Source organism: Streptomyces sp. NPDC012508, assembly GCF_042902595.1.
In the GTDB taxonomy this organism is placed as follows: domain Bacteria; phylum Actinomycetota; class Actinomycetes; order Streptomycetales; family Streptomycetaceae; genus Streptomyces.
The window spans coordinates 184497-211048 of record NZ_JBIBEO010000011.1 but is presented as its reverse complement, the minus strand read 5'-3'; the positions used below and the strand labels follow the sequence as shown (position 1 = coordinate 211048).

The following is a 26552-nucleotide window of genomic DNA, read 5'->3' as shown; positions in this document are numbered from 1 at the left end:
CTTACCCTCACCCCTCGGATCACGGGAGGCGGTCGTCATGGACGCCACGCCGGAACGGATGCCCGCCCTCTATCTCTCGCACGGCGCCCCTCCGCTCGCGGACGACCCGGTCTGGCCCGGCGAGCTGGCCGCCTGGTCCGCCGGGCTGCCGCGGCCGAAGGCGATCCTCATGGTCTCCGCCCACTGGGAGGAGGCCCCGCTCGCCCTCGGCGCGACGGAGACCATCCCCCTCGTCCACGACTTCTGGGGCTTCCCCGAGCACTACTACCAGGTGCGGTACGCGGCGCCCGGCGCGCCCGAACTCGCCGCGTCCGTCCGCGCGATGCTGCGCGGTCCCGGTACGCCGGTGCAGGACATCCCCGACCGCGGGCTCGACCACGGCGCGTACGTCCCGCTGGTGGAGATGTTCCCGGACGCCGACGTTCCCGTACTCCAGATCTCCCTGCCCACCCTCGATCCGCGGAAGCTGATGGACATCGGACGCCGGCTCGCGCCGCTGCGCGACGAGGGTGTCCTCATCGTCGGCAGCGGCTTCTTCACCCACAACCTGGCCGCGCTGCGGCACGTGGGGGCGGGGGTGCCAGGCTGGTCGGCGGAGTTCGACGACTGGGGGCGGCACGCGCTGGAGGCACAGGACGTCGACGCGCTTCTGGACTTCGAGCACACGTCCCCGGCGGGCCGCCTGGCCCATCCGCATACGGAACACTTCGCGCCGCTGTTCGTCACCCTGGGCGCGGCGGACGCGGCCGGTGACCTGGGCGGCGGACGGAGCGTGATCGACGGCTTCTGGATGGGGCTCGCGAAACGCTCGGTCCAGTTCGGGTAGGGGATGTGGCGGGTCCGGCAGGTACGACCGGTCCGGACTTTCGCGGGAACTAGAAGGCCGGAGGGTTGAGGTCGATCGCGCGGACGGCGGCGGTCAGAGCGAGCGGATCTCCGACGTCGAGCGCGGTGTCGGCGAACTTGATCGTGTGGTCGTCGCCGTGTGCCGTGGCCCGCTCGAAGACCTCCTCCGGGGTGAGGGCCGTCCCGCTGTACGGCGCCGGCTCGCGCGGCGTGTAGGCCGCGGTCACGGCGGCCGAGGCCGCCCAGGCGGCCGCGAGGCTCGCCGGCCAGAGCTCGCGCGGGAGGGCCGGGAGCGCGCGCAGGACGGCGTTGGGCGCGGTCGCCGCGTGGACCAGCATCGTGGGCTCGCCGTGGCCGTGCGTGGCATAGCGGTGGGTCGCGGCCGTGACCAGCTCCGTCAGCGAGGCGCGCGCGGTGTCGGGGTCGGCGGTCGTCCCCCAGCTGGGGAACGCGGTCAGCTGCGCGAGGCGCGTGCGGATCCCGCCCTCCTGGTCGGGGACGGGGGGTACGGCGTCGAGGGCGGCGGCCGCGGTGGGCGCCGGGGCGAGCGGGGTCAGCGCGGGCAGCGGCTGCGCGCGGGCCGCCCAGTAGCCGAGCGCGTGCGCCAGCTCGGTGCGGCGCGGCGCCGTCTCCTCGGTCGTCAGCAGGGTGCGTACGGCGTGACCGGTACGGATCACGGGGTGCGTCGCCCCGGCCGCTATGCCCGGGAGCAGGCGCGGCCACCACTCGGCGAGCACCTCGCGCCAGGGCCGTTCCGTCGTCTCCCGCTCGAAGAAGCGGGCCCAGTCGGCGATGCGCGCCGGGTCGCCCAGCGCCTCGCGCCAAGTGGCGGCGGTGACCGGGGTGTGGGGCTCCGGCATGTCCTCCAGCTTGGGCCGGTACTGGTCCAGCCAGCGGTGCACGGCGGCGGCCTGGCCGTGGCGCACGAGCGCTTCGACGGCCATGGGGGCGTGGTTGCTGAGCCAGCCGTTCCGTTCCGGTCCGCTGGCGTGGAGACGCTGGAGGGCTTCGTCGAGGACGCCGGACCGGTCGATGCCCGACCGGTCGAGGTGCGACCGGTCGATGTTGGGGCTGTCGGTGCCGTCGATGCCAGGGCTGTCGGTGCCTGAGATGCGCGCGGTGTCGGTCATGGTCGTGACCGTAGGCGGGGCCGTGCCTCGTCCGTAACGGCCGGGGGACCTAGTCCCCGGGGCCGAGCCGCTTCTCGTACCAGGCCACGTCCCAGTACCGGCCGAACTTCCGGCCGGCTTCTCGCGGAGAAGCGCGCCGATGCCGCGGCCGGCGACGTCGGGGGAGAGGTACACGCTGACCTCGACGGAGGTGGAGTACACCGGTCTGGGACGCAAAGGGCTTCTTGTGGCATATCCGAGAATTCGCCGGTTCGCCCCTTTCCGGTCATCGTGAGCAACCAGAAGGCGATGCGGGCCGTCTTCAGGGTAGGAGCGGAGCCAAGGAAGCCGCCGTTCCGGAGTGAAGGGCTCGGCGTCGAAGGTGATCGCGGTCTCACGGCGTAGTGGTTGTACAGCTCCGTGAGCGGTGCCAGGTCGCCTTCCGTGCCCGGCCTGACCTGCGCCTCTGTGCGTCCGGACGGCGTGGAACCCCCTCGGTGGCGGCACAGGGTACTGCATGATCGCGAAAATCGATGCGCCGCGTGGGAATTCTGTCCTGATTCCAGTCGTTGTTTCCGTCGGATGCAGGGCACCCGAAAAGGTGTCGCGACCTACTCAGCAAGGGAGCACGCATGGCAACCCGTGCCGTCGCCCGTCGTCAGTCCTCCGCCACCGGCGGTAGCGGCAAGAGCCGGGCGAGCAGCGTTCGCGTCGTGGGCGGGGAGATCGCCGACCGCGACCTGGTCGGCATGTACCTCGACGAGATCGCACGCACGCCCCTGCTCGACGCCGCCAAGGAGGTCGAGCTCTCCCAGACGATCGAGGCGGGTGTGTACGCCCGCCAGATCCTCGACGGCGAGGTGGAGTCCGAAGCGGGCGGCGCGTCCCGCGAGGAGCTCGAAGCCCTGTACGAGGCGGGCGAGCGTGCCAAGGACCTCTTCATCAAGTCGAACCTGCGGCTGGTCGTCGCGGTCGCGCGACGCTATCCGCGCAGCGGGCTGCCGCTGCTCGACCTGATCCAGGAAGGGAACGCGGGCCTGGTGCGCGCGGTCGAGAAGTTCGACTACGCGAAGGGCTTCAAGTTCTCGACGTACGCCACGTGGTGGATCCGTCAGGCCATCACGCGGTCCATAGCCGACCAGTCGCGCACGATCCGGCTGCCCGTCCACCTGGTGGAGGAGCTGGGGCGGATCCGGCGTGTGCAGCGCGAGTTCAACCGGGAGAACGGCCGCGAGCCGGAGCCCGCGGAGATCGCGGCGGAGCTGGGCTCGACGCCCGAGCGGGTCGTGGACGTCCTGGACTGGGCGCGCGACCCGGTCTCGCTGAACATGTCGGTGGACGACGAGGGCGAGACGCAGTTCGGCGACCTCCTGGAGGACACGTCGGCGGTGTCGCCGGAGCAGTCGGTACTGACGCTGCTGCGCAGCGAGGAGCTCGACGACCTGATCGACAAGCTCGACCACCGCACGGCGTCGATCATCCGGATGCGGTACGGCATCGAGGACGGCCGCGAGCGCACGCTGACGGAGGTCGGCAAGGAGCACGGCCTGACGCGTGAGCGGATCCGCCAGATCGAGAAGCACGCGCTGCTGGAACTGAAGAAGATGGCCCGCGACACGGGCTTCGACGCGGTGGCCTAGAGGAGCAGGCGAACCGGCCCCCGGGGAGCCCGGCGTCCGGGGGCCGGGTTCGTGTGCGCCCCGGCGCCTGCCCAGGTGCCTGCTTCGGGCGCCTGCCCCCCCGGCGCCTGCCCCCCGGCGCCTGCCGAGGTGCCTGCCCCGGCCCTACCCCGTCGCCGCCGACAGGCGGGCGCCCAGGTCCTTGGCGTACGTCAGCAGGGCGGACGGGGCGTGGATCGTGAAGGGGGCGTCCACCAGGGCCAGACGGATGGCCAGCCATTCCGTGGAGTCCGTGGTGCGCGTGCGCAGGCGGCACGTCGTCGGGCCCGTCGGTGCCGGGGCGAGGTGCGCCGGGAGGCGGGCCGTCACGAAGTCGGCCGGGGCGTCGAAGGTGACGTCCAGGTCCAGTTCGGGCTGGGCGCGGGACATCGAGCGCGTCATGTACTCGGCCGCGCCGCCCGCCGGCAGCTCGCGCGGGGCGAAGCGAGCCCCCGTGGCGAAGGGGTCGGACACCCGGTCGACCCGGAACGTACGCCAGTCCTCGCGCTCCATGTCGTACGCCACGAGATACCACCGCCGCCCCGTCGACACGAGCCGGTACGGCTCGACCAGCCGGCGCGACTCGGTCCCGTCCCCCGCGCGGTAGCCGAACCGCAGCCGCTCCTGCGCCGTCACCGCGCCCGCGAGGGCCGTCAGCGTCGACGGCGCGACCGTCGCCCCGTCCCCGCGCGTCAGCGGGATCGTCGCGTTCTGCAGCGTGGAGACCCGGTGCCGCAGCCGCGACGGCAGCACCTGCTCCAGCTTGGCGAGCGCCCGCACCGACGCCTCCTCCACGCCCTCGATCGCGTGCCCGGCCCCCGCCCGCAGGCCCACCGCGATCGCGACCGCCTCCTCGTCGTCGAGGAGCAGCGGCGGCATGGCCGTACCGGCGACCAGGCGGTACCCGCCCACCGCGCCCTTCGTCGCCTCCACCGGATAGCCGAGCTCCCGCAGCCGGTCGATGTCCCGGCGGATCGTGCGCGCGGAGACCGAGAGCCGCTCGGCGAGCTCGCTGCCCGGCCACTCGCGCGGCGTCTGGAGCAGCGAGAGCAGATTGAGGAGTCGTGCCGGAGTGTCCGTCATGCGTTCCAGCATGCGACGCATCTAGGACATCAGCTGACCTATATGGCCTCTACGTTTCTCGTATGAGTTCACACGAGACCGCCGTGCCGGGTGCAGCGGCCACCGACCGCAGGCGCTGGATAGCCCTTGCCATCGTCATGACCGCCGCCTTCATGGACCTGGTCGACGCCACGATCGTCAACATCGCGATCCCGAGCATCGAGCGGGACCTCGGCGCGTCCTTCGGCGCGATCCAGTGGATCACCGCCGGTTACGCCCTGGCGTTCGCCGCCGGCCTGATCACCGGCGGCCGTCTCGGCGACATCTACGGCCGCAAGCGGCTGTTCCTCCTCGGCACGGCCGGCTTCACCGTCGCCTCCGCGCTCTGCGGCTTCGCCGCGAACCCGGAGATGCTGGTCGCCTCCCGCCTGCTCCAGGGCGCGGCCGCGGCGATGATGGTCCCGCAGGTCCTGTCGATCATCCACGTCACCTTCCCCGCCCACGAGCGCGGCAAGGTCTTCGGCATGTTCGGCGCGATCATCGGCCTCGGCGCGGTCTCCGGCCCGCTCCTCGGTGCGCTCCTCACCCAGTGGAACATCGCGGGCCTGGAGTGGCGCCCGATCTTCCTCATCAACCTGCCGGTCGGCATCGCGGGCCTGATCCTGGGACGGAAGTTCATCACCGAGTCGAAGGCGCCCAAGGCGCTCCGCCTCGACATCGTGGGCGTGCTGCTCGTGACGCTCGCGCTGCTGATGCTGATCTACCCGCTGACGCGCGGCCGCGAGCTGGACTGGCCGCTGTGGGGCCACCTGTGCATGGCCGGCAGCCTCGTGGTGTTCGCCGCCCTCATCGCGTACGAGAAGTACAAGACGAAGAAGGACGGCTCCCCGCTCCTCGAGCTGGCGCTCTTCAAGGTGAAGAGCTTCGCGGCCGGTATCGCCGTGCAGCTGACCTTCGGTGTCGTGATGGGCATCTTCTTCCTGGTCTGGACGCTGTACATGCAGGTCGGCCTCGGCTGGAGCCCGCTGAAGGCGGGTCTGACGGGCGTGCCGTTCTCGATCGCCGTCTCCACGGCGGCGGGTCTGTCGGTGCAGAAGCTGGTCCCGCGCTTCGGCCGCAAGGTGCTGCAGACGGGTGCGGCGACGATGGCCGCGGGCATGCTCCTCTACCTGTGGGAGGCCGGGCGGTACGGGACCGGCATCGAGGCCTGGCAGATGATCCCGCCCCTCGTCGTCATGGGCCTGGGCATGGGCCTGATCGTGGCCCCGCTGACGGACGCGGTCCTCTCGGACGTGCCGCGCGAGCACGCGGGCTCGGCCTCGGGCCTCATCAACACGACCGGGCAGATGGGCAACGCGCTCGGACTCGGGCTCGTGTCGGTCGTCTTCTTCGGCGTGATCGACGAGGAGCGGCTCGCGAAGGCCCCGGCGGAGGTCGGGGCGGCGTTCACCGACGCGTTCCAGAACGCGATGGGATGGGGGGTGGCGGTGCTCGCCCTGATCTTCCTGGTGATGTTCGCGCTGCCGGCGAAGCCGAAGCAGCACATCGAGGGCGCGGACGACGCGGCCGGGGGCGTGGACGACTCCGTGGACGTCGGGAAGGAGCCGGTGCTCGCGCACTGACCTTCCGCGAGGCGACCCGCCTCGTACGACGGCGACGCAAGGCCCGGACCGGGGCGCCCCCGGTCCGGGCCTTTCGCTGTTCCGGGCCGATGGCCCCGGTCCGGGCCTTTCGCCGTTCCGGGGCGTCGGCGGGCCGGTTCCAACGGCCCGGGGCCTTCGGCCCGAATTCCGGCCGATGCCCGTTCGTGTCCGTCAGCGTGCCCGAATTCGTTTACTTTCCGCTCACGCGGGCGTAGCCTGCCAGTGAAACCACAGGTTCGGGCATGGAACGGACGTAAAACCACATGTACGCACCCGAGCGGCAGCAAGCGATCCTCCGGCTCGCCCGTCAGAGCGGACGCGTCGACGTCCTCTCCCTCGCCGAGGAGTTCCAGGTCACCGCCGAGACCGTGCGGCGCGACCTGAAGGCCCTCGACCGGGCCGGACTCGTACGCCGGGTGCACGGCGGCGCGATACCGGCCGGGCGGCTCGACTTCGAGCCGGACCTCGCCGAACGCGAGGCGACGGCCGCCGACGAGAAGGAACGGATCGTCCGGGCCGCACTCGCCGAACTCCCCGACGAGGGAAGCGTCGTGCTCGACGCCGGCACCACCGTCGCCCGGCTCGCCGCCGGGTTCCCCCTCGAATGCGGGCTGACCGTCGTCACCCACGCCCTGCCCGTCGCCGCCCGGCTCGCCGACCACCCCGGCATCGACCTCCACCTCGTCGGCGGCCGGGTCCGGCACCGTACGCGCGCCGCCGTCGACGCCTGGGCGCTGCGGGCGTACGGAGAGATCCGCGCCGACGTCGCCTTCATCGGTGCCAACGGCTACTCGCCCGACCTCGGGCTCACCACCCCCGACCTCGCCGAGGCCGCGGTGAAGCGGGCCGTGATCGCCTCGGCCCGCCGGGTCGTCCTCCTCGCCGACTCCGCCAAGTTCGGCGAGGAGCACTTCGCCCGCTTCGGCGCCCTCGCCGACGTCGATCTGCTCATCACCGACAGCGGGCTCAGGCCCGAGGACGCCGCGGCGATCGAGGCCGCGGGAACGGAAGTCGTACGCACATGATCCTCACCGTCACCCCCAACCCCTCGCTGGACCGGACCTACGAGGTCCCGGCCCTGGAGCGCGGCGAGGTGCTGCGGGCCTCCGCCGAGCGGATGGACCCCGGCGGCAAGGGCGTCAACGTCTCCCGCGCCGTCGCCGCCGCCGGACATCGGACCGTGGCCGTCGTGCCGCTCGGCGGGGCACCCGGCGCGCTGGTCGCCCAGCTCCTGGCCGATCAGGGGATCGAGGTCGCGCCGGTGCCGGTGGCCGGCCACACCCGCTCCAACATCGCGATCGCGGAACCGGACGGCACGCTGACGAAGGTCAACGCCCCCGGTCCCGAGCTCACTTCGGAGGAGTCCGAGACCCTCCTCGCGACCGTCGGGGCCTACTCCCCGGCCGCGGACTGGATCGCCTGCTGCGGCAGCCTGCCGCGCGGCCTCGCGCCGGAGTGGTACGCGGAGCTGGTCACCCGCGCGCACGGCGCGGGCGCCCGGATCGCGCTCGACACCTCGGGCCCCCCGCTGCTCGCAGCCCTCGCGGCCCGGCCGGACGTCGTCAAGCCGAACGCCGACGAACTGGCCGAGGCGGTGGGCCGGCCCCTGGCGACCGTCGGCGACGCGGTGAAGGCCGCGGAGGAGCTGCGGGGGCTCGGCGCGGGCGCGGTGCTCGCGAGCCTGGGCGCTGACGGCCAACTCCTCGTCTCCGCCGCGGGCACCTGGTACGCCACGGCGCCGGTCGACACGGTCCGCTCGAACGTGGGCGCGGGCGACGCGTCCCTGGCCGGTTTCCTCTCGGCGGGGGGAGAGGGCCCCGAGGCGCTGGCGGCGGCGGTCGCGCACGGCGCGGCGGCCGTCCGGCTGCCGGGGAGCGAGATGCCCACCCCGGCCGATCTGAACCCGCCGGCGGTCACGGTGACCGACGACGTACCCCTCGACCGAGTACTCAGCGAGCAAGGGAGCCCGCGATGAGCAGAATGATCACCGCGGACCTGGTCGATCTCGACCTGTCCGCCGGCACCAAGGAAGCGGCGGCCCGCTCGCTCGCGGAGCGCATGGTCGCGCTCGGCCGGGTGACGGACCTGGACGGCTTCCTGGCGGACGTGGCCGCGCGCGAGGCCCAGATGCCGACGGGCCTCGACGGCGGCATAGGCATCCCGCACTGCCGCAGCGCCCATGTGACGGCCCCCACCCTCGCCTTCGGCCGCTCCCGCGCGGGCATCGACTTCGGTGCCGCGGACGGCCCGGCGGACCTGATCTTCCTGATCGCGGCCCCGGCGGGAGCGGACGACGCCCACCTGACGATCCTCTCCTCCCTGGCCCGCCAGCTGATGGACGAGGACTTCACGAGGGCGCTGAGGTCGGCGAGTTCGGCGTCGGAGGCGGCGGCCCTGATCGCGGGCGAGGAGCCGGAGCCCGAGAGCCCCGAGGCGGACGTCTCCGCCGACGTGGACGGCTCCTTCGGGGCGGACGGCTCTGTCGGCGCGGCCGCGGCGGCCCCCGCGCCCGCGCCGGCCGAGGCGGCCCCCTTCCGTATCGTCGCCGTCACCTCCTGCCCCACCGGTATCGCCCACACCTACATGGCTGCCGAAGCCCTCGAAAAGGCGGGCGAGGCCGCCGGTGTCGAGGTCGTCGTCGAGACGCAGGGGTCCGCCGGGTTCACCCGGCTCGACCCGGCGGTCGTCGAGGCAGCCGACGGCGTGATCTTCGCGCACGACGTTCCCGTACGAGAGAAGGAACGGTTCGCCGGAAAGCCGACCGTCGACGTCGGCGTCAAGGCCGGCATCAACCGGCCCGCCGAGCTGATCTCCGAGGTCCGCGGCAAGGCCGAACGCGGCGAGTTCACGGCCCCCGCCGGGAGTCCGACCCCCGTCGAGAGCGCGGGCGAGCCCACCGAGGGCTACGGCACCAAGCTCCGCAAGTGGCTGATGTCCGGAGTCAGTTACATGGTCCCGTTCGTCGCCGCCGGCGGTCTGCTCATCGCCCTCGGCTTCGCCATCGGCGGCTACGACATCGACAAGGCCCCCTCCGTCGCGGAGCACTTCGCCTGGGGCCAGGCCGACAGCTGGGCCGCGCTGATGTTCCAGATCGGCGGCCTCGCGTTCGCCTTCCTCGTCCCGGTCCTCGCCGGTTACATCGCGTACGGCATGGCCGACCGGCCGGGTCTCGTCCCCGGATTCGTCGGCGGTTCGATCGCCCTCACCATCGACGCGGGCTTCCTCGGCGGCCTGGCCGCCGGTCTGATCGCGGGCGGGACGGTCCTCGCCATCCAGAAGCTGAAGGTGCCCGCGGCCCTGCGGGGCATCATGCCGGTGGTCGTGATCCCGCTGCTCGCGTCGATCGTCGTCGGCTTCCTGATGTTCCTGGTGATCGGCAAGCCCATCGCCGGTCTCCAGAACGCCCTCACCGACTGGCTCTCCGGCCTCTCCGGCGCCAACGCGGTCATCCTGGGAGCCCTTCTCGGCCTGATGATGTGCTTCGACCTCGGCGGCCCGGTCAACAAGGTCGCGTACGCCTTCGCCGTCGGCGGCCTCGCCACCCCCAACGAGGGTTCCCTGAAGGTCATGGCGGCGGTGATGGCCGCCGGTATGGTCCCGCCGCTCGCGATGGCGCTCGCGACTACGGTGCGCGGCAGGCTGTTCACCAAGGCCGAGCGGGAGAACGGCAAGGCGGCCTGGGTGCTCGGGGCCTCGTTCATCAGCGAGGGTGCGATCCCGTTCGCCGCGGCCGACCCGCTGCGGGTCATCCCGGCGGCCATGGCGGGCGGCGCGGTCACCGGCGCGCTGTCGATGGCCTTCGAATGCACGCTGCGGGCCCCGCACGGCGGCATCTTCGTGATCCCGCTGATCGGCAACCCGCTGCTGTACCTGCTCGCGATCGTGGCGGGCACGGTGGTGAGCGCCGCGCTCGTGATCGTCCTGAAGGGCGCGCGGAAGTCGGCGCCGGAGGGGGTGGGCGCGGGGGAACAACCTCAGGCTGAGACCAAGGTGGCCGTAGCGGCCTGACCGGCGCCGCGTGGAGCCCGAGGGGTGGTGACGTACCGCGCGTGTACGCACCGCCCCCTCGGGCGTGCCGCTCAGGTCAGGGGCGGTTCATCACACCTGACGCCTCCAAGCTGCGGCTGAACTTGGTGTTGCGCAGCACCACCGGTGTGGGCGTCGTCTGGAGGGTCCAGGCCTCGTCCCACGTGAACTCGCCGTTGATGTCACCGTGTGTCTGCCACACCTGCCCGCCCGTCGTGAGCACCTTGATGTAGGCATCGTCGCCCTGGGCTTCGATGCCGACGGCGCACACGTTCGGCGGGTAATTGGGGTTGGCGGGGTCCATGCCGACCGCGGTCGTGTTGGTGAGGTCCTGCCATTGGATCGCCCCACCGGCCGCCGCAGCCACGCCGGCGAACACCCTGCCGCCGGTGAGGACAGCGGTGAAGTCACGGGTGCCACTGGGTGCGTAGAGGTCGATGTCGGAGCAGGGCCCGGTGGCCCCAGTGGCTCCGGTCGCACCCGTGGCGCCAGTTGCGCCCGTGGCGCCGGTCGCACCCGTGGCTCCGGTGGCTCCGGTGGGTCCGGCGTCACCGGTCGCACCCGTCGCTCCGGTCGCACCCGTGGCTCCGGTGGCACCCGTGGCTCCGGTGGCTCCGGTGGCTCCGGTGGGTCCGGCGTCACCGGTCGCGCCCGTCGCTCCGGTCGCACCCGTCGCTCCGGTCGCACCCGTCGCACCCGTGGCGCCCGTGGCCCCGGTGGCCCCGGTCGCGCCCGTGGCTCCGGTGGCTCCGGTGGCGCCCGTCGGGCCGGGCGGTCCTGTCGGGCCGGGCCGGCCGTCGTGGCAGTGGTCGGGGTCGCCCTCGGGCACTGCCCGTACGTAGCGGTCGAGGTCCTCCGCGGACGCCCCTCGCAGGTACTGCGCGAGGCCGCCGCCCATGGACTGCTGGACCTCATGGTCCACGTAGTTCTGGAGGTCACCGAGTGAGGGAGGGCCCGCGTGCGGCATCGGGGCGTTCTTCTCGTTCGACACCGGACCCCACAGCACCGGAGGGGGTCCGTTCTGCTCGTCGGGACGCGATTCGTGGTCTCGGCAGTCGTCACCGCCCGACGGCGCGTCCGCGGCGTTCACCCCCGAAGGCCCGGCCACGCGCTGCGGCGCGGCGGAGACGGGGGCCGTGAGGCCCGTGAGAACAAGTGCGATCGATGCGATGGCACCTCCGTTGAGCCAGGCGCGGCGTCGCGGAAGCGGGCCCAGTGCGGACCTGGTCCTGGAATCAGGACTCATGCAACAGCTCCTTCTTCATCCGGATCGAGTGATTCACCGGAAGCGAGTTCGAGCTTCCTTTCAGATCATCGGACTGCGATCGCGGCGCCTTTACGGCTCCGAGGGAACTGTCAACGCCTTGGCCTACCGCCACCATCCCCCTGGGTGCGTACGGCGTGGCGAACCTGAAAGCGCCTGTCGGCGTGCCGTCCCCGACGGTCCCTGGCCTGTGCTTATGGTCGCCCCCCGCCGACGCACCGAAAGTGGTGTTGCCGTGAAGCCATCCATCTGCTTGTGCATGATCGTCAAGAACGAGGCCCGCGTCATCGAGCGCTGCCTCGCCTCAGTCCGTGACCTGGTGGACACCTGGGTCATCTCCGACACAGGTTCGACCGACGGCACCCAGGACCTGATCCGCAAGGCTCTCCACGGAATCCCGGGAGAGCTGTACGAGGAGCCGTGGGTCAACTTCGGGCACAACCGCAGTCTGAACATCGCCCACGCCCGCGGCCGGGCCGACTATCTCCTGCTCCTCGACGCCGACCTCGTCCTGCGGCAGGACGGACCGCTTCCCGCACCGACCGCAGACGCCTACATGCTGCGCCACGAGGGCGCGATGGAGTACCGCATCAAGCGCCTGGTCAGGGGCGATCTCCCCTGGCGGTACGAGGGTGTGACCCACGAGTACCTCACCGCGGACCAGGACCACGTCCAGGAGAACCTCGACGCCCTCGTCATCGAGGACCACGCCGACGGGGGCTCGCGCCACGACAAGTTCGAACGCGACGCCCGGCTGCTCTCCGCCGAACTCGCCCGCGACCCCGCCAACACCCGCACGGTCTTCTATCTCGCCCAGACCATGCGGGACATGGGTCGTACGGGTGAGGCGATCGACCTCTACGAGCGCCGGGCGAGCATGGGCGGCTGGATCGAGGAGGTCTACTACGCGTTGTTCCAGTCCGGAGTCCTCAGGGCGGACACGGGCGACTGGCCGGCCGCAGCAGACGCGCTCTCCCGCGCCTGGGAGGCGCGCCCGGAGCGCCTCGAAGCCTGCTACGAGCTGGCGGCGCGGCTGCGCAAGATGAACCGTCACCACAGCGCCCACGCGATCACCACGGCCGTCGTCGACCGCGAGCCGCCGGACGACATCCTGTTCACCCAGCCGTGGGTGTACCGCTGGGGCCTGCTGTTCGAATACTCGATCACCGCGTACTGGGTCGGCGACTACGCCGCCTCGCTCGCCGCCTGCGACCGGCTCCTCGCCCTGCCCGACCTGCCGGAGCCGTACCGCAAGCAGACCCGCGCCAACCGCGAGTTCGCCGTCGGCAAGCTCGCCGCCACCCCCATCCCGCACGCGGCCACCGCACCGCACTCCGCCGCCCCCACGGCCACCGCACCGCACGCCCCCGCCCCCACGGCCGCGCCCCCCGGCGCTGCCTCCGCAGCCGTTCCGACCGCCGCCGACGCGCCCGCGCCGGTGCGCGGCTGAGGGGCCCGCCGTGGGAACGCCCTCCTCCGTCGCCGCCGAGGTCCGGGATCCCGCCCCGGCCACCCGCCGCCCCGCCGCGCCGCGCCGTGAGGGCGGGCTGCGGCACGGTGTCTGGCTGTGGCCTGCCCTCCTCGCCCTCGCCCTGACGCTGTACGAGATCGACCACCCGCTGCTGTGGGAGGACGAGCTCAACACCTGGGACATGGTCACCCGCCCCACCGGCCGTCTCCTCGACACGGTGGGGAACGTGGACGCGGTCCTGGCCGCCTACTACCTGCTGCTGCACGGATGGACGGTCGTCTTCGGCGACTCCGTCACCGCCCTGCGGATGCCCTCCGCCCTGGCGATGACCGGCGCCGCGGCCTGTACGGCGCTGATCGGGCAGCGGCTGTTCGGCCGCCGCGCCGGGCTCGTCGCGGGGCTGCTCTTCGCCCTCACCCCCGTGGTGGTCCGCTACGCCCACGAGGCTCGCCCGTACGCCCTGGTCGTCCTCGCCGTCGCCCTCGCCACGCTGGCGCTGCTGCGGGCCCTGGACCGGCCGGAGCGCGTGGGGCGCTGGGCCGCGTACGCCGGGTGCGTCGCCGCGGTCGGACTGCTGCACCTGGTCGCGCTCACGGTGCTGGCCGGTCAGCTGGTCGTCGTGGCGGCATGGGCCCGAGTCGACCGCGCCCTCGCCGTCCGGGCCGGGCTCGCCGCACTGGCCGGGGTGGCCGCCGCGGCGCCGGCGGCGGTGCTCGGCAGCAGACAGGCGTCACGTCAGATCGCCTGGATCCCCCAACCGGATCTGGAGAGCCTGGCCGCCTTCCTCCCTCAGCTGTACGCCTCCGGGACGTTCGCCGGGGCGGTGACGCTCCTCGCCGTGTCGGCCTGGGCGGAGCCCCGGCGGGCGGGCCGCGCCGGCGCGCCTCCGTCGGCGAGCGGCAGCTCCTGGCGGCCGGCGTCCCGGGGGCCGGCCCTGGCCGTGACCGCCATGGCCGTGCTGCCGGTCCTCGTCCTGTGGGCGGTCTCGCACGGCGACATCTCGTACTTCTTCTACCGGTACCTGCTCTTCACCCTGCCGGCGTGGGCGGTCCTGGCCGGTGCGGCGCTCGCCGCGCTCCGTTCCCGCTCCGTCCTCGCCGCCGCCCTGGTCGCCCTGGCCGTGCTGACCCTGCCGGAGCAGCGGTCGGTGCGGGAGACGTACGCGCATTTCTGGCACGGGGTGGACTACAAGGGCGCCGCCGAGACTATTGCCAGGTACCACCGGCCGGGCGACGCCGTGGTGTACGACCGGGGCGAGGACTACTGGCGTCTCCTCGACCTGGGCGTCCGTCACTATCTGCCCGACGAGCTGCGGCCCCGGGACGTCTTCCTGGCCCGGTCGGCCGCCGACCGCGCGGACCTGTGGTCCTCGGAGTGCCCCGACCCGGCGGCCTGTCTGCGGAACGAGGCCCGCATCTGGCTGGTCGTACCCGAGGGCGCGGCCGACCCGCTGGACGCGCTCCCCGCCTCCCAGGCGCGCGCCCTGCGGAAGCACTACACCGCGACCGGTACCGAACGTCTGACCGGCGTCACGGTGGCCCTCCTGGTCCGCAAGCCCTGAGCGGGCGGACGGCCCGGGCGGGAGCAGGGACCCTGCTCCCGCCTCACCGCTCCCGTCCTACCGCTCCCGTCCTACCGCTCCCGGCTCACCGCTCCCGCCTCACCGCACCCGCGCCCGGTGCTCCATCGCGTCGCGGGCCGTGCGCTCGTCCTCGTAGACCTCGCACATGTGGCGGCCGTCCGGTGTCGCCGTGTGCTCCACCTCCCAGAGGCTCATCTCCGTGCCGTCGAGCAGCAGGAACGCGTGCTCGTAGAGGGTGAAGCCGGCGTCCCGGCCGCCCTCCACCGCGCAGTGGCGGCCGAACGCCTGGGTGATGTGGTGCGCGTACGCCACGCGGAGCCGGCGCGCGGTCTCCTCGCCGGGGCGGTCCTCGTTCTCCGCGCGGCGCAGCACCCGGCGGGCGTGGTCCGGCGAGTCGTCGGGGACGTACCTCCTGGGCTGCTTCGGTATGCGGCGGGACAGCAGGGCGCTCAGCAGTTCCAGGTCGTTGTCCTCGTCGTAGTCCAGGTCGGTGGAGCGCTCGGCGCCCCAGCCCGGGGAGAAGCGGGCCGGGAGCCGGGAGGCGGCGAGCCGGGCTTCCGCCTCGTCCGCGTACAGCTCGTGCTGCTCGGTGCCGTCCCGGCCGGAATTGTGCACCAGCTCCCACAGGCCGAGCGCCGTCCCGTCGGCCAGGAGGTAGGTGTGGTGGTACGTCGTACGGTGCAGCGACGCGCTGTGGTGCGAGGAGTGCAGCGCGCTGGAGTGGGCGAACGCCGTCTCCAGGCGCTCGATCGTGGAGTCGGGCAGGTCGAAGGAGTTGAGCGCCCGGCCGAGGAGCCGCTCAAGGTGCGTCTCGGTCGTCTCGTACGGATCGTGATGATCCCGCGGATCGTTCAAGAGGGTCTCCAGGCCGTCGCCGCATGTCACTCGGTGCTTGCTTAACGTAGTCCCTGGGTCTGACATCGTGTCCGGGGTTCGGCAAAACGAAGGGGGCGTGCGGGAAGTTCCCGCACGCGGGTGTGCGAGCGGCTCAACTCCCCTTGTCGGACCGGGAGTCGACAGCAGGGCCGGGTTCGTACAGCTCGCGGTAAGAGGGGAAGTCCCCGCCCGGTCCCGCCACCCCCTCGGTGGTCTCCCGGACCGCCCGTACGATCGCCCGGGTCACCATGTCCGCGCCCGCCGCCAGGATGTCGTTGAGGGCGAGCGGACCGGCCTCGGGCGCCAGGTCGCGCACGCCGGTCGCGAGGGCGAAGACGGTGTCGCCGTCGTTGAGGAGATGTACCGGACGGACGGCGCGCGCGATGCCGTCGTGCGCCGTGCCCGCGAACTTCTGCGCCTGCGCCCGGGTCAGCGCGGCGTCGGTCGCGACGACCGCCAGGGTGGTGTTGAGGGGCGGCGGCGTGTTCCTCGCCATGGCCTCGGCGAGGCGCAGCTTCGCGGCCTCGTGGACCGCCGCCTCCGGGTAGGCGGGGCGGCCCTGGAAGTACTCCCCGTACAGCGCGCCCGTCTCCGGATCGACCGCCGAGCCGACCGCGTTGACGACGACCAGCGCGCCGACCGTGATCCCCGACTCCAGGACCGTGCTCGCCGTGCCCACCCCGCCCTTGAGCCCGCCGACGACGGCCCCCGTGCCCGCGCCGACCGCGCCCGTCTCCACGCGCGCGTGCAGCTCCGTCGCCGCGGCGGCCTCCACCGCGGCCCGCCCCGTGGACGCGTCCGGCCGGGCCGCGAAGTCGCCCCCGCGGCCCAGGTCGAAGACACAGGCGGCGGGAACGACCGGGACCACGTGCGAGGGCTCGGGCCCGACCCGTACCCCCCGCCCCCGCTCCTCCAGCCAGGCCATCACCCCGGCCGCCGAGTCGAGCCCGTACGCGCTCCCGCCCGTCAGGACCACGGCCTCGATCCGCTGGACGACGTTACGGGGGTCCAGCGCGTCGGTCTCCCGCGTGCCGGGACCGCCGCCGCGCACGTCCACGCCGGCCACGGCCCCGCCCTCCGGGGCGAGGACGACGGTGGTCCCGCTGAGGGCCGCCGGCCCCGCCACGCGCGCGTGGCCGACCCTCAGCCCGGTCACGTCCGTGATTGCGTCATGCTTCGTCATGGTCCTTGCGTACCACGCCCGTTCGGTCAGTGGCCGTGGCCGGGGCCCGCCCCGTGCGAGGTGGGGTTGCGCGCCGCCATAGTCACCCCGACCGCCACGGTCGCCGCCGCGACGAGACCGGCGAGCAGGACCGCCCAGCGGCCGGCGAACGTGCACATGAGGATCGCCAGGGACGAGACGGGCAGGACGAGCTGCTGCGTGATGCCGACCTTGAAGTACCGGGCGTGCAGCAGCCACACGCAGAGCAGGAAGATCGCGGCGGGGATCGTCACGGCGGAGGAGGCGGCGAGCGTGGAGATGTGGGCCTTGCCCACCGCCTGCTCGACGGCGATCTCGATACCGGCGCCGATGGCGGCGGCGGAGGCGAAGATGAGGTAGTGGCCGTAGCCCCAGAGAAACGCCACCCGGTTGGAGTGGAGGCGGACGTGGGCGGGGGCGGCGAAGTAGATCCACCAGGCCGCGAAGACGATCAGCAGGCCGCCCGCGGCGATCGGGAGCAGCTCGTCGAGGGCGTCGTACTCGCTGACCCCCGTCTTCACGGCGACCGTCGCCGCCGCGATGGTCTCGCCGAGCACGATGATCGTGAACAGGCCGTAGCGCTCGGCGATGTGATGCGCGTGCCAGTGGGTGGTGGCGTGCCGCTCCGCGACCGCCGGGACGGCCAGCTCGGCGACGATCATGACGAGGAAGATCCAGCCGCGGGCGGCTTCGGGGGCCCAGAGGAGAGCGGTCCAGCCGATCTGGCAGAGGACCACGCCGCCCGCGTACTGCCGGCACATCGTGCGCTCGGCGCGGTCCGTCGCGTGGTGGGCGGCGCGCAGCCACTGGAAGGAGAGGGCGAGCCGCATGACCGCGTAGCCGAGCACGGTGACGGAGAAGTCGTCCTCGAAGACGCGGGAGATCCCGGCGGCGAGGATGAGGACACCGGCGATCTGGACGAAGGTGGCGACGCGGTACAGGACGTCGTCGTTGTCGTAGGCCGAGGCGAACCAGGTGAAGTTCATCCAGGCCCACCAGATCGCGAAGAAGACCATCGCGTAGTGGGAGATGCCGTCGGCGGTGTGGTGCTCGGCGACGGCGTGCACGAGCTCGGCGCCGGCCTGGGCGACGGCGACGACGAAGCAGAGGTCGAAGAAGAGCTCGAGCGGTGTGGCGGCGCGGTGCGCCTCGGCGCGGGAGCGCGCGATGAGGGGCAGGAACGGTTGCGTCATGCGCCACAGGACATCAGAGCGGGGCCCGGCCCGCCGTCTTTGGCACGCGGGCCGTGGCGGGCAGGACCTGGGGTGTGTCCCTAGGGCCCGGCGATGTCGGGACCTCCGCCCGCCAGGGTCACGACCATGGCCTCTGACCTGCCCCTGAGGCACGGGCGCAGCCTGGGAGGGCAAGGAAAGCCCCAATCCTCAGGGAAGCGCCATGAGTTCCGTACTCCAGGAGACCAGAGCGGCGACGAGCGGGCCGGCACCCTCGTACGACGCGGAGCAGTACCGCCCCGGCCGGCCGATCACCGACTGGGAGCCGGAGAACGAGCTCTTCTGGAAGTCGATCGGGAAGCGTGTGGCGAGCCGCAATCTGTGGATCGCGGTGCCGGCGCTCCTGGTGGCCTTCGTCGTCTGGCAGGTGTGGAGCGTCACCGCCACCAACCTGAGGGACGTCGGCTTCGGCTTCTCCACCTCGCAGCTGTTCTGGCTGACGGCGATCCCCGGTCTGACGGGCGGCACGGCCCGGATCTTCTACACCTTCCTCGGCCCCAGGATCGGCCAGCGCCGCTTCACGGCGCTGTCGACGGTCGTGCTGATCGTGCCGCTGACCTGGCTGGGCATCGCGATCCAGGACCCGTCGACCCCGTACGTCGTCATGGTCGCCATCGCGGCCCTGTGCGGTATCGGCGGCGCGAACTTCGCCTCCTCGCTCGCGAACATCGGCTTCTTCTTCCCGAAGGCGAGGAAGGGCAGCGCGACCGGCATCAACGGCGGTCTGGGCAATCTGGGCGTCTCTGCGGTCCAGCTGCTGACGCCGATCGTCATCACCTGGTCGACGATTGCGATCGGCAAGGCCCAGCACAAGGCCGACGGAACCCCCGTCTTCCTCCAGAACGCGGCCTTCATCTGGGTGCCCGTGCTGCTCGTCCTCGCGGCGGTGGCGTGGTTCGGGCAGAACGACCTGAAGGTGGCCTCCACCCCCTTCAGCCAGCAGAAGATCATCTTCAAGCGCAAGCACAACTGGCTGATGACCTGGCTGTACGTCGGCACCTTCGGCTCCTTCATCGGCTTCGCGGCCGCCCTGCCGATGCTGATCAAGACCACGTTCCCGGACTACTCCGTCGCCACCTACGCCTGGATGGGGCCGGCCGTCGGCGCCCTGGCCCGGTGGGCGGGCGGCTGGGTCGCGGACAAGCTGGGCGGCGCGCGGGTGACGATCCTGTCCTTCGTGGGCATGGCCGCCTCGATCATCGGCGTGATCACCTTCCTTCCGTCCGGGTCCGACGCGGGCAGCTTCTACGGCTTCTTCCTCTGCTTCCTCGCGGCGTTCTTCTTCTCCGGCATCGGCAACGGCTCGACCTTCCGCCAGATCCCGGTGATCTTCCGCGGCACCCATCTGAAGGGACTGACGGAGGGCACCCCGGAGTACGCGAAGGCTCTGAAGCAGTCGGAGATGGAGTCCGGTGCGGTCACCGGCTTCACCTCAGGCATCGCCGCCTACGGCTTCTTCTTCATCCCGGCCCTCTTCGGCTCGATGGCCGTGACCAGCGCGATGTGGGGCTTCGTCGCCTTCTACGCCAGCTGCACGGTCGTGACCTGGTGGTTCTACGCCCGCAAGGGCGCGGAGGCGCCCAGCTGACCGGCGTACCGACCGCGTGACCGGCGTACCGACCGCGTGACCGGCGTACCGACCGCGTGACCGGCGTACCGGCCGCGCTCGGAGAAGACCCCGCTCAGGCGGGGTCTTTCCGCATGCCGGGAAGGGGACCAAGGACCGCCGACCGGTGACCAACGGACCGTCGACCGGTGACCAATGCCGACCCGAATGATCGATCAAAGGGCGTGCAATGGAGGGAGCAACGACGCGATCGAATGATTCGAAGAAGGCGGTGCGGGCGATGACTGCGACCCCTGCTGAGGCAACGGTGACCGAAGGGGCCTGGAAGGGCTTCAAGGGCGGACTCTGGCGCGATGCCATCGATGTCCGCGACTTCATCCAGCAGAACTACACGCCGTACGAGGGCGACGACTCCTTCCTGGCCGGCCCCACCGAACGCACCATCGCCGTGTGGAAGGCCGTCACCGACCGCTTCCCCGAGGAGCGGGCCAAGGGCGTCCTCGACGTCGCGTACGACATCCCCTCCACCATCACCGCCCACGCCCCCGGCTGGATCGACCGCGACAAGGACCTGATCGTCGGCCTCCAGACCGATGCCCCGCTGAAGCGCGCGATCATGCCGTACGGCGGCTGGCGCATGGTCGCCGGCGCCCTGGAGACCTACGGCTACCCGGTCTCGGCCGAGCTGGAGAAGGTCTTCACCGAGTACCGCAAGACCCACAACGCCGGTGTCTTCGATGCCTACACCCCCGAGATCCGCGCCGCCCGCAAGGCCGGCGTCATCACCGGTCTCCCCGACGCCTACGGCCGGGGCCGCATCATCGGCGACTACCGCCGTGTCGCCCTCTACGGTGTCGACCGGCTGATCGCGGTCAAGCAGGACGAGAAGGAGGAGCTCACCTCCCTTCCCGCAGGCGACCGTTCGCTGGAGGAGACGATCCGGCTGCGCGAGGAGCTCTCCGAGCAGATCCGCGCGCTCGGCGAGCTGAAGACGATGGCGCGCTCCTACGGCCACGACATCTCCGGCCCGGCGCCGACCGGCCGCGAGGCCGTCCAGTGGCTGTACTTCGCCTACCTCGCTGCCGTGAAGGAGCAGAACGGCGCCGCGATGTCGCTCGGCCGGACCTCCACCTTCGTGGACGTCTATCTCCAGCGCGACATCGAGGCCGGGCTCCTGACCGAGGAGCAGGCGCAGGAACTCGTCGACGACTTCATCATCAAGCTCCGTATCGTCCGCTTCCTGCGCACTCCCGAGTACGACGAGCTGTTCTCCGGCGACCCGACCTGGGTCACCGAGTCCCTCGCCGGCATGGGCGAGGACGGCCGTCCGCTGGTCACCAGGACCTCCTTCCGCTATCTCCAGACCCTGTACAACCTCGGCCCGGCCCCCGAGCCGAACATGACCGTCTTCTGGTCGCCGCAGCTCCCGCAGGGCTTCAAGGAGTTCTGCGCCAAGGTCTCCATCGACACCTCTTCCGTGCAGTACGAGTCGGACGAGCTGATGCGGCCCCGCTTCGGGGACGACACCGCCATCGCCTGCTGCGTCTCGGCGATGCCGGTCGGCAAGCAGATGCAGTTCTTCGGCGCCCGGGTGAACCTCGCCAAGACCCTCCTCTACGCCGTCAACGGCGGCCGCGACGAGAAGTCCGGCGCCCAGGTCGGCCCGGCCACCGGAGCGATCACGTCGGACGTCCTGGACTACGACGAGGTGATGGCCAGGTTCGACGAGCAGATGGAGTGGCTCGCCGGCACGTACGTCCACGCCCTGAACGTCATCCACTACATGCACGACAAGTACGCCTACGAGCGCGTCGAGATGGCGCTCCACGACCGCGACGTGCGCCGCACCATGGCCTGCGGCATCGCCGGCCTGTCGGTCGCCGTCGACTCGCTGGCGGCCGTCAAGTACGCCAAGGTCACCCCGGTCCGGGACGAGACCGGTCTCGCGACCGACTATGTGATCGAGGGCGCGTACCCGGCGTACGGCAACAACGACGACCGCGCCGACGAGATCGCGGTCCGGCTGGTCGAGGAGTTCATGCGGAAGGTGCGCAAGCACCCGACCTACCGGAACGCGGAACACACCCAGTCCGTTCTGACCATCACCTCCAACGTCGTCTACGGGAAGAAGACCGGCAACACCCCCGACGGGCGCCGCGCCGGTGAGCCGTTCTCCCCGGGGGCCAACCCGATGAACGGCCGCGACACCCACGGCTATGTGGCCTCGGCCCTGTCGGTCGCCAAGCTGCCGTACGAGGACGCCGAGGACGGCATCTCCCTGACCAGTACGGTCACCCCCTACGGCCTGGGCCGGACCCCCGGGGAGCGGATCAGGAACCTGGCCGGTGTTCTCGACGGCTACATGGCGAGCGACGGATTCCAGATGAACGTCAACGTCCTCGACCGGGAGGTGCTGATGGACGCCATGGAGCACCCGGAGAACTATCCGCAGCTGACCATCCGGGTCTCCGGATACGCGGTCAACTTCGTCCGGCTGACCCGCGACCAGCAGCTCGACGTCCTCAACCGCACCTTCCACGGCTCGCTGTAGAAACCCCCGACCGCGCGGCCCGGGGCCTGTGCACATCTCGGCCCCGGTGCCTCGCACCCCTTCGGAACGGAGAGGTCCTGCCATGACCTCGGCGACGACGCCGACGACGACCACGACGACGACCACGACGAAGACCTCCATGGCCGGCGCGACCGGCGCGACCGGCACCATGGGCACCACCGGCACCACCGCTCTCGGCCCCGCGACACCGGCCGCTGCGGTCACCCGCCGGCCCTCAGAGGGCTCGGTGCACTCCTGGGACGTGTCGACCGGCGTCGACGGCCCCGGCACCCGCTTCGTCACCTTCCTCTCCGGCTGCCCGCTGACCTGTCTCTACTGCCACAACCCCGACACCTGGCGGATGCGGAGCGGCACACGCACCTCCGCCGACGACGTGATCGCCGAAGCGCGGAAGTACACCCGCTTCATCTCGGCCTCCGGAGGCGGGGCCACCGTCTCCGGAGGCGAGCCCCTTCTCCAGCCCGTGTTCGCCGGCGAGCTGCTCCACCGGATGAAGCACGAGCTCGGACTCCACACCGCGCTCGACACCTCCGGCTTCCTGGGCGCCCGCGCCACCGACGCCCTGCTGCGCGACACCGACCTCGTCCTTCTCGACATCAAGTCCTGGGACCCGGACACGTACAAGAAGGTCACCGGCCGGCCGCTGAAGCCGACCCTGGACTTCGCCCGCCGCCTCGCTCGCCTCGGCCAGGAGGTCCACGTCCGCTTCGTGCTCGTCCCGGGCCTCACCGACGACCCCTCGAACATCGAGGGAGTCGCCGCCTTCGCCGCCGGTCTGGGCAATGTCTCGCGCGTCGACATCCTCCCCTTCCACAAGCTCGGCGAAGCGAAGTGGCAAGCACTCGCCATGCCCTTCACCCTCCACGGCACCCCCTCGCCGACCCCCGGCCGGCTCGACGAGGCCCGTGCCGTCTTCCGCTCCCACGGCCTGAACGCCATCTGAGCGACACGCTCACTCACCCGGCCCGCAAAACAGGCTTAATTCTGGCAAATCGCCCTAGCGTGTCCGCGTGACCGAGCCACCCCTGACCGAGCAACCGCAGGGCCCCGTGCCCGTCGCCCAGACGCCCCCCGATGTGCGCCGCCAGACCCCGGCCGACGTACGCCGCCGGGCCGCGCTCGCCGGAACCGCCGTCTCCGCGCTGCTGATCGTCGCGATCGTCCTCGGCAGCCGGCTTCTGCGCGACTTCGACTCGGCGCTCCTCCCGTACGCCGTCGCCACCGTCTTCCTCGCCTTCGGCGTGGCCTACCGCTACACCGTCTGGATCTCCGCGCCGGGTGCCCGCCGTCTCTTCAAGCAGGGCTGGCGTTCCTTCTTCTCGGCCGCCAACTTCCGCAAGGCCCCCACCGCGCTGCCGAAGATGATCGCCACCTATCTCGGTTTCCAGAAGTTCCTCGGCGCCCGGTCCCATGCCCGCTGGGCGGCACACCAGCTGATCTTCTGGGGCTGCATCCTGGCCGCCCTGATCACCTTCCCGCTGACCTGGGGCTGGTTCACCTTCACCTCGTCCACCGGGTCGGGGCCCGGCTACGAGATGCGCATCTGGGGCTTCAAGGTCCTCGGCTTCGACTCCCTGAACATCGTCGGCTGGCTGATGTTCCACGGCCTCGACGTCGCCGCCGTCCTCGTCATCCCCGGCGCCTCCTACTTCCTGTGGCGCCGGATGAAGGACCGCGGTGCCATCACCGGCCAGCGCTTCGCCTACGACCTGGTCCCGCTGATCGCTCTCATCGTCATCTCCGTGACCGGGCTCCTGCTCACCTTCTCGTCGATCTTCCTGCACGGCGGCGGATACGAGTTCCTGGCGATCCTGCACATGGTGTCGGTGGTCTTCACCCTCATCTACATCCCGTTCGGGAAGTTCTTCCACATCGTGCAGCGGCCCGCGGCCGTCGGTATGCAGCTCTTCAAGTACACCTCCCGACGCAAGGAAGGCGACGAGGTCCTCGCCTGCCGCCGCTGCCAGGAACCCATCGACACCGCCCCCTACGTCGAGAACCTCCAGGGCACCATGCGCGATCTCAAGCTCGGCTTCGACCAAGGTCCGGAGTACTGCCCCCGCTGCAAGCGCGTGATGCGCGGCAGCGCCTATCTGACCCACGTCAAGAAGGGCTTCAAGTGACCCAGCAGCACGTGGGCCGGCACCAACAGCTCCCGCTCGACCCCTCGATCGCCCCGCCCGGCACCCGTAACTTCCGGGACGCCGGCGGCATCCCCGCCGACCGCTGGCACGCCGACCAGAACGGCGAGACGCTCGTCCCCACCCACTGCTGCTTCTGCGGCGTCCAGTGCGGCATGTACCTCCGTGTCGACAACGGCGGCAAGGTCTTCGGTGTGGAACCCCGCAACCACGACATCAACCGGATGCGGCTCTGCCCCAAGGGCATCAACGCGTATCAACAGGTCAACCACCCCGACCGGCTGACCGCCCCGCTGATGCGCCGCAACCGCGACGAGGAGTTCCGCGAGGCGAGCTGGGAGGAGGCGCTCGACTTCACCGTCGCCGAGATCCGCCGCATCCAGGCCGAGTACGGCAACGACTCCTTCGGCCTGCTCGGCGGGGCCAGCCTCTACTCCGAGAAGACGTATCTCGTCGGCAAGTTCGCCCGCGTGGCCCTGAAGTCCCGGCACGTCGACTACAACGGGCGCCTGTGCATGGTCTCCGCCGCCGGAGCCAACAAGCTGGCCTTCGGCATCGACCGGGCCGGCAACCCGTTCTCCGACATCCTCCTCACCGACTGCCTCCTCATCGCCGGCTCCAACGTCGGCGAATGCTTCCCCGTGATGACCCAGTACCTCTGGGGAGCCCGGGACCGCGGGGCGTCCCTGATCGTCGTCGACCCCCGTGAGACGGCCATCGCCCGCACCGCCGACCTCCATGTCGCCCTCAAGCCGGGCACCGACTCCGCGTTCTTCAACGCCGTCCTGCACGTGATCGTCGCCGAGGGCCTCACCGACGAGGCCTATCTCGCCGGCCACACCACCGGCTGGGACGAGGTGAAGAGGACCGTCGAGGCCTACCCGCCGTCCCGCTCGGCCGAGATCTGCGGCGTGCCCGAGGAGCAGATCGTGCGCACCGCCCGGATGTTCGCCGGCGCGGACCGGGCCATGGCCTGGCACGCCCGCGGCGTCGAACACCACTCCCAGGGCGTCGAGAACTGCCTGACGATCATCAACCTGTGCACCGCCACCGGGAACATCGGCAAGCCGGGCGCGGGCTACGGCACGATCACCGGCCAGGGCAACGGTCAGGGCGGCCGGGAGCACGGCCAGAAGTCCGACCTGCTGCCCGGCGGCCGCTCGATCACCAACCCCGAGCACCGCCGCCAGATCTGCGAGATCTGGGGCATCGAGGAGACCGAACTCCCGTCCGCAGGCACCTCCATGATGGAGATGGTCTGGCAGATGCAGCGCGAGGAGATCCGCGGACTGATCGGTATCTGCAACAACCCCTTCGTCTCCCTCCCCAACTACGGGACCGTCAAGAACGGCTACGACACCCTCCAGTTCCACGCCCAGTTCGACTTCTTTCCCTCAGAGACCGCGGCCAACGCGCACGTCGTCTTCCCGGTCACCGTCTGGGCCGAGGACGAAGGCGTGATGGCCAACGCCGAGGCGAGGGTCGTCAAGCACAACAAGGCGCAGGAACCGCCCGCCGGGGTCCGCACCGACACCTGGGTGATCTGCGAGCTCGCCAGGCGCCTGGGCGCCGGGGACAAGTTCGCCTTCCCCGACTCCCGCTCGGTGTTCGAGGAGCTCCGTGTCGCGTCGGCCGGAACGGTCAACGACTACTACGGCATCACGTACGAACGCCTGGAGGAGACCGGCGGCATCGCCTGGCCCTGCCCCACGACCGACCACCCGGGCACCCCGCGCCTCTTCGAGGACGGCAGGACCTACCACCCGGACGGCAAGATCCATATGCAGGTCGTCGAATGGCACCCGCCGATGGACCCGTACAGCGAGGAGTACCCCCTCTCGCTCACCACCGGCCGCACCGTCGCCCACTTCCTCTCCGGCAACCAGACCCGTCGCCTGGGCGCCCTCGTCGAACAGACCCCGCGGCCCTGGGTGGAGGTCCACCCCTCCCACGGCTTCCGCAACGGCGAACCCGTCCGCGTCGTCACCCGCCGCGGCAGCGAGGTCTTCCCCGCCCTGGTCACCGAGGCGATCCGCCCCGACACCGTCTTCGTGCCGTACCACTGGCCGGTCCCCACCGCCGCCAACGCCCTCACCATCGACGCCCTCGACCCCCGTTCCAAGATCCCCGAGTACAAGGTCTGCGCGGCTCGCATCGAGGCCGCGGAGCGGATCGACGAGGTACCCGAACCCCCGACCGCCCCCGGGCACCGCGCCTACCCGGAGACGCAGGTCTCCCGTACCGACCCCCTGCCGCCCACGTCCCCGCAGGGCCGTGGCACCGCGGAGAGGAACTGACGCCG

19 protein-coding genes and 1 pseudogene are annotated in these 26552 nt (G+C 71.5%); 13 read left to right on the top strand and 7 right to left on the bottom strand.

What is annotated here, in order from left to right; genetic code table 11:
* Window positions 1-37: 37 nt before the first annotated feature.
* Complete coding sequence (locus ACFY8U_RS33005; protein WP_389575860.1) at window positions 38-826, top strand: dioxygenase; 789 nt, start codon at window positions 38-40, stop codon at window positions 824-826.
* Window positions 827-875: 49 nt separating this feature from the next.
* On the opposite strand, the gene ACFY8U_RS33000 is transcribed toward ACFY8U_RS33005, so the two are convergent.
* Window positions 876-1976 carry a questin oxidase family protein gene (locus tag ACFY8U_RS33000; protein ID WP_389575859.1) on the bottom strand — a complete coding sequence of 367 codons (1101 nt, stop codon included), beginning with the start codon at window positions 1974-1976 and terminating at the stop codon, window positions 876-878.
* 49 nt (window positions 1977-2025) lie between these two features.
* Window positions 2026-2464, bottom strand: a pseudogene (locus ACFY8U_RS32995) (GNAT family N-acetyltransferase).
* 123 nt (window positions 2465-2587) lie between these two features.
* Between ACFY8U_RS32995 and ACFY8U_RS32990 the strand changes: the two are divergent.
* Window positions 2588-3595: a sigma-70 family RNA polymerase sigma factor gene (locus ACFY8U_RS32990; protein WP_361438394.1), complete on the top strand. Its 1008-nt coding sequence runs from the start codon at window positions 2588-2590 to the stop codon at window positions 3593-3595.
* A 144-nt stretch (window positions 3596-3739) separates the two neighbouring features.
* Here ACFY8U_RS32990 and ACFY8U_RS32985 read toward each other — a convergent pair whose 3' ends face one another.
* Window positions 3740-4696, bottom strand: coding sequence for a transcriptional regulator (locus ACFY8U_RS32985; RefSeq protein WP_361438396.1), 957 nt, complete (start codon window positions 4694-4696; stop codon window positions 3740-3742).
* 62 nt (window positions 4697-4758) lie between these two features.
* On the opposite strand from ACFY8U_RS32985, the gene ACFY8U_RS32980 reads away from it, so the two are divergent.
* The 4 genes from ACFY8U_RS32980 (at window position 4759) to ACFY8U_RS32965 (ending at window position 10326) form a co-directional block, all read left to right on the top strand.
* Complete coding sequence (locus tag ACFY8U_RS32980) at window positions 4759-6297, top strand: MFS transporter (RefSeq protein WP_389575858.1); 1539 nt, start codon at window positions 4759-4761, stop codon at window positions 6295-6297.
* A gap of 284 nt (window positions 6298-6581) precedes the next feature.
* Window positions 6582-7343 carry a DeoR/GlpR family DNA-binding transcription regulator gene (locus ACFY8U_RS32975; protein ID WP_389575857.1) on the top strand — a complete coding sequence of 254 codons (762 nt, stop codon included), beginning with the start codon at window positions 6582-6584 and terminating at the stop codon, window positions 7341-7343.
* The gene (gene pfkB, locus ACFY8U_RS32970) at window positions 7340-8293 is read left to right on the top strand and encodes a 1-phosphofructokinase (RefSeq protein ID WP_389575856.1); all 954 of its coding nucleotides are present in this window, start codon (window positions 7340-7342) and stop codon (window positions 8291-8293) included. Before ACFY8U_RS32975 ends, pfkB begins: the two co-directional genes overlap by 4 nt.
* Window positions 8290-10326 carry a fructose-specific PTS transporter subunit EIIC gene (locus ACFY8U_RS32965; RefSeq protein ID WP_389575855.1) on the top strand — a complete coding sequence of 679 codons (2037 nt, stop codon included), beginning with the start codon at window positions 8290-8292 and terminating at the stop codon, window positions 10324-10326. Before pfkB ends, ACFY8U_RS32965 begins: the two co-directional genes overlap by 4 nt.
* A 76-nt stretch (window positions 10327-10402) precedes the next feature.
* Here ACFY8U_RS32965 and ACFY8U_RS32960 read toward each other — a convergent pair whose 3' ends face one another.
* The gene (locus ACFY8U_RS32960; RefSeq protein ID WP_389575854.1) at window positions 10403-11590 is read right to left on the bottom strand and encodes a hypothetical protein; all 1188 of its coding nucleotides are present in this window, start codon (window positions 11588-11590) and stop codon (window positions 10403-10405) included.
* A 277-nt stretch (window positions 11591-11867) separates the two neighbouring features.
* Between ACFY8U_RS32960 and ACFY8U_RS32955 the strand changes: the two genes are divergently transcribed.
* Together ACFY8U_RS32955 and ACFY8U_RS32950 are read left to right on the top strand one after the other, a co-directional pair.
* A complete protein-coding gene (locus ACFY8U_RS32955) occupies window positions 11868-13058 on the top strand; it encodes a glycosyltransferase (protein WP_389575853.1) in 1191 nt (396 codons plus the stop codon).
* 10 nt (window positions 13059-13068) lie between these two features.
* On the top strand, window positions 13069-14640 hold the full coding sequence (locus ACFY8U_RS32950) for a glycosyltransferase family 39 protein (RefSeq protein ID WP_389575852.1): 1572 nt from the start codon (window positions 13069-13071) through the stop codon (window positions 14638-14640).
* 99 nt (window positions 14641-14739) lie between these two features.
* Here the strand turns inward: ACFY8U_RS32950 and ACFY8U_RS32945 are convergent, their stop codons facing one another.
* The 3 genes from ACFY8U_RS32945 to ACFY8U_RS32935 form a co-directional block, all read right to left on the bottom strand.
* Entirely contained in the window at window positions 14740-15516 is a 777-nt protein-coding gene (locus ACFY8U_RS32945; RefSeq protein WP_389575851.1) for a DUF6227 family protein, read from the bottom strand.
* Window positions 15517-15649: 133 nt separating this feature from the next.
* A complete protein-coding gene (locus ACFY8U_RS32940) occupies window positions 15650-16720 on the bottom strand; it encodes a P1 family peptidase (RefSeq protein WP_389575850.1) in 1071 nt (356 codons plus the stop codon).
* 26 nt (window positions 16721-16746) lie between these two features.
* A complete protein-coding gene (locus tag ACFY8U_RS32935) occupies window positions 16747-17931 on the bottom strand; it encodes a low temperature requirement protein A (protein WP_389575849.1) in 1185 nt (394 codons plus the stop codon).
* 202 nt (window positions 17932-18133) lie between these two features.
* Between ACFY8U_RS32935 and ACFY8U_RS32930 the strand changes: the two genes are divergently transcribed.
* The 5 genes from ACFY8U_RS32930 to ACFY8U_RS32910 all read left to right on the top strand — a co-directional run bounded on the left by ACFY8U_RS32930 (window position 18134) and on the right by ACFY8U_RS32910 (window position 26547).
* Window positions 18134-19558 carry an MFS transporter gene (locus ACFY8U_RS32930; protein WP_389575848.1) on the top strand — a complete coding sequence of 475 codons (1425 nt, stop codon included), beginning with the start codon at window positions 18134-18136 and terminating at the stop codon, window positions 19556-19558.
* 259 nt (window positions 19559-19817) lie between these two features.
* On the top strand, window positions 19818-22088 hold the full coding sequence (pflB, locus tag ACFY8U_RS32925; protein ID WP_389575847.1) for a formate C-acetyltransferase: 2271 nt from the start codon (window positions 19818-19820) through the stop codon (window positions 22086-22088).
* Window positions 22089-22257: 169 nt separating this feature from the next.
* Window positions 22258-23052 (top strand): pyruvate formate-lyase-activating protein, encoded by a 795-nt coding sequence (gene pflA, locus ACFY8U_RS32920; RefSeq protein ID WP_389575986.1) that lies wholly within the window; start codon window positions 22258-22260, stop codon window positions 23050-23052.
* A 106-nt stretch (window positions 23053-23158) separates the two neighbouring features.
* Window positions 23159-24232, top strand: coding sequence for an MFS transporter (locus ACFY8U_RS32915; protein ID WP_389575985.1), 1074 nt, complete (start codon window positions 23159-23161; stop codon window positions 24230-24232).
* Complete coding sequence (locus tag ACFY8U_RS32910) at window positions 24229-26547, top strand: molybdopterin oxidoreductase family protein (protein ID WP_389575846.1); 2319 nt, start codon at window positions 24229-24231, stop codon at window positions 26545-26547. Before ACFY8U_RS32915 ends, ACFY8U_RS32910 begins: the two co-directional genes overlap by 4 nt.
* Window positions 26548-26552: the final 5 nt, after the last annotated feature.

Bases quoted from the DNA above. Each gene is read 5' to 3' on its own strand.
- pflB (WP_389575847.1), top strand. From the start codon at position 19,818: ATGACTGCGACCCCTGCTGAGGCAACGGTGACCGAAGGGGCCTGGAAG.
- ACFY8U_RS32955 (WP_389575853.1), top strand. From the start codon at position 11,868: ATGATCGTCAAGAACGAGGCCCGCGTCATCGAGCGCTGCCTCGCCTCA.
- ACFY8U_RS32990 (WP_361438394.1), top strand. From the start codon at position 2,588: ATGGCAACCCGTGCCGTCGCCCGTCGTCAGTCCTCCGCCACCGGCGGT.
- pfkB (WP_389575856.1), top strand. From the start codon at position 7,340: ATGATCCTCACCGTCACCCCCAACCCCTCGCTGGACCGGACCTACGAG.
- ACFY8U_RS32940 (WP_389575850.1), bottom strand. From the start codon at position 16,720: ATGACGAAGCATGACGCAATCACGGACGTGACCGGGCTGAGGGTCGGC.
- ACFY8U_RS33000 (WP_389575859.1), bottom strand. From the start codon at position 1,976: ATGACCGACACCGCGCGCATCTCAGGCACCGACAGCCCTGGCATCGAC.
- ACFY8U_RS33005 (WP_389575860.1), top strand. From the start codon at position 38: ATGGACGCCACGCCGGAACGGATGCCCGCCCTCTATCTCTCGCACGGC.
- ACFY8U_RS32965 (WP_389575855.1), top strand. From the start codon at position 8,290: ATGAGCAGAATGATCACCGCGGACCTGGTCGATCTCGACCTGTCCGCC.
- ACFY8U_RS32980 (WP_389575858.1), top strand. From the start codon at position 4,759: ATGAGTTCACACGAGACCGCCGTGCCGGGTGCAGCGGCCACCGACCGC.
- pflA (WP_389575986.1), top strand. From the start codon at position 22,258: ATGGGCACCACCGGCACCACCGCTCTCGGCCCCGCGACACCGGCCGCT.
- ACFY8U_RS32975 (WP_389575857.1), top strand. From the start codon at position 6,582: ATGTACGCACCCGAGCGGCAGCAAGCGATCCTCCGGCTCGCCCGTCAG.
- ACFY8U_RS32985 (WP_361438396.1), bottom strand. From the start codon at position 4,696: ATGACGGACACTCCGGCACGACTCCTCAATCTGCTCTCGCTGCTCCAG.
- ACFY8U_RS32935 (WP_389575849.1), bottom strand. From the start codon at position 17,931: ATGACGCAACCGTTCCTGCCCCTCATCGCGCGCTCCCGCGCCGAGGCG.
- ACFY8U_RS32930 (WP_389575848.1), top strand. From the start codon at position 18,134: ATGAGTTCCGTACTCCAGGAGACCAGAGCGGCGACGAGCGGGCCGGCA.
- ACFY8U_RS32960 (WP_389575854.1), bottom strand. From the start codon at position 11,590: ATGAGTCCTGATTCCAGGACCAGGTCCGCACTGGGCCCGCTTCCGCGA.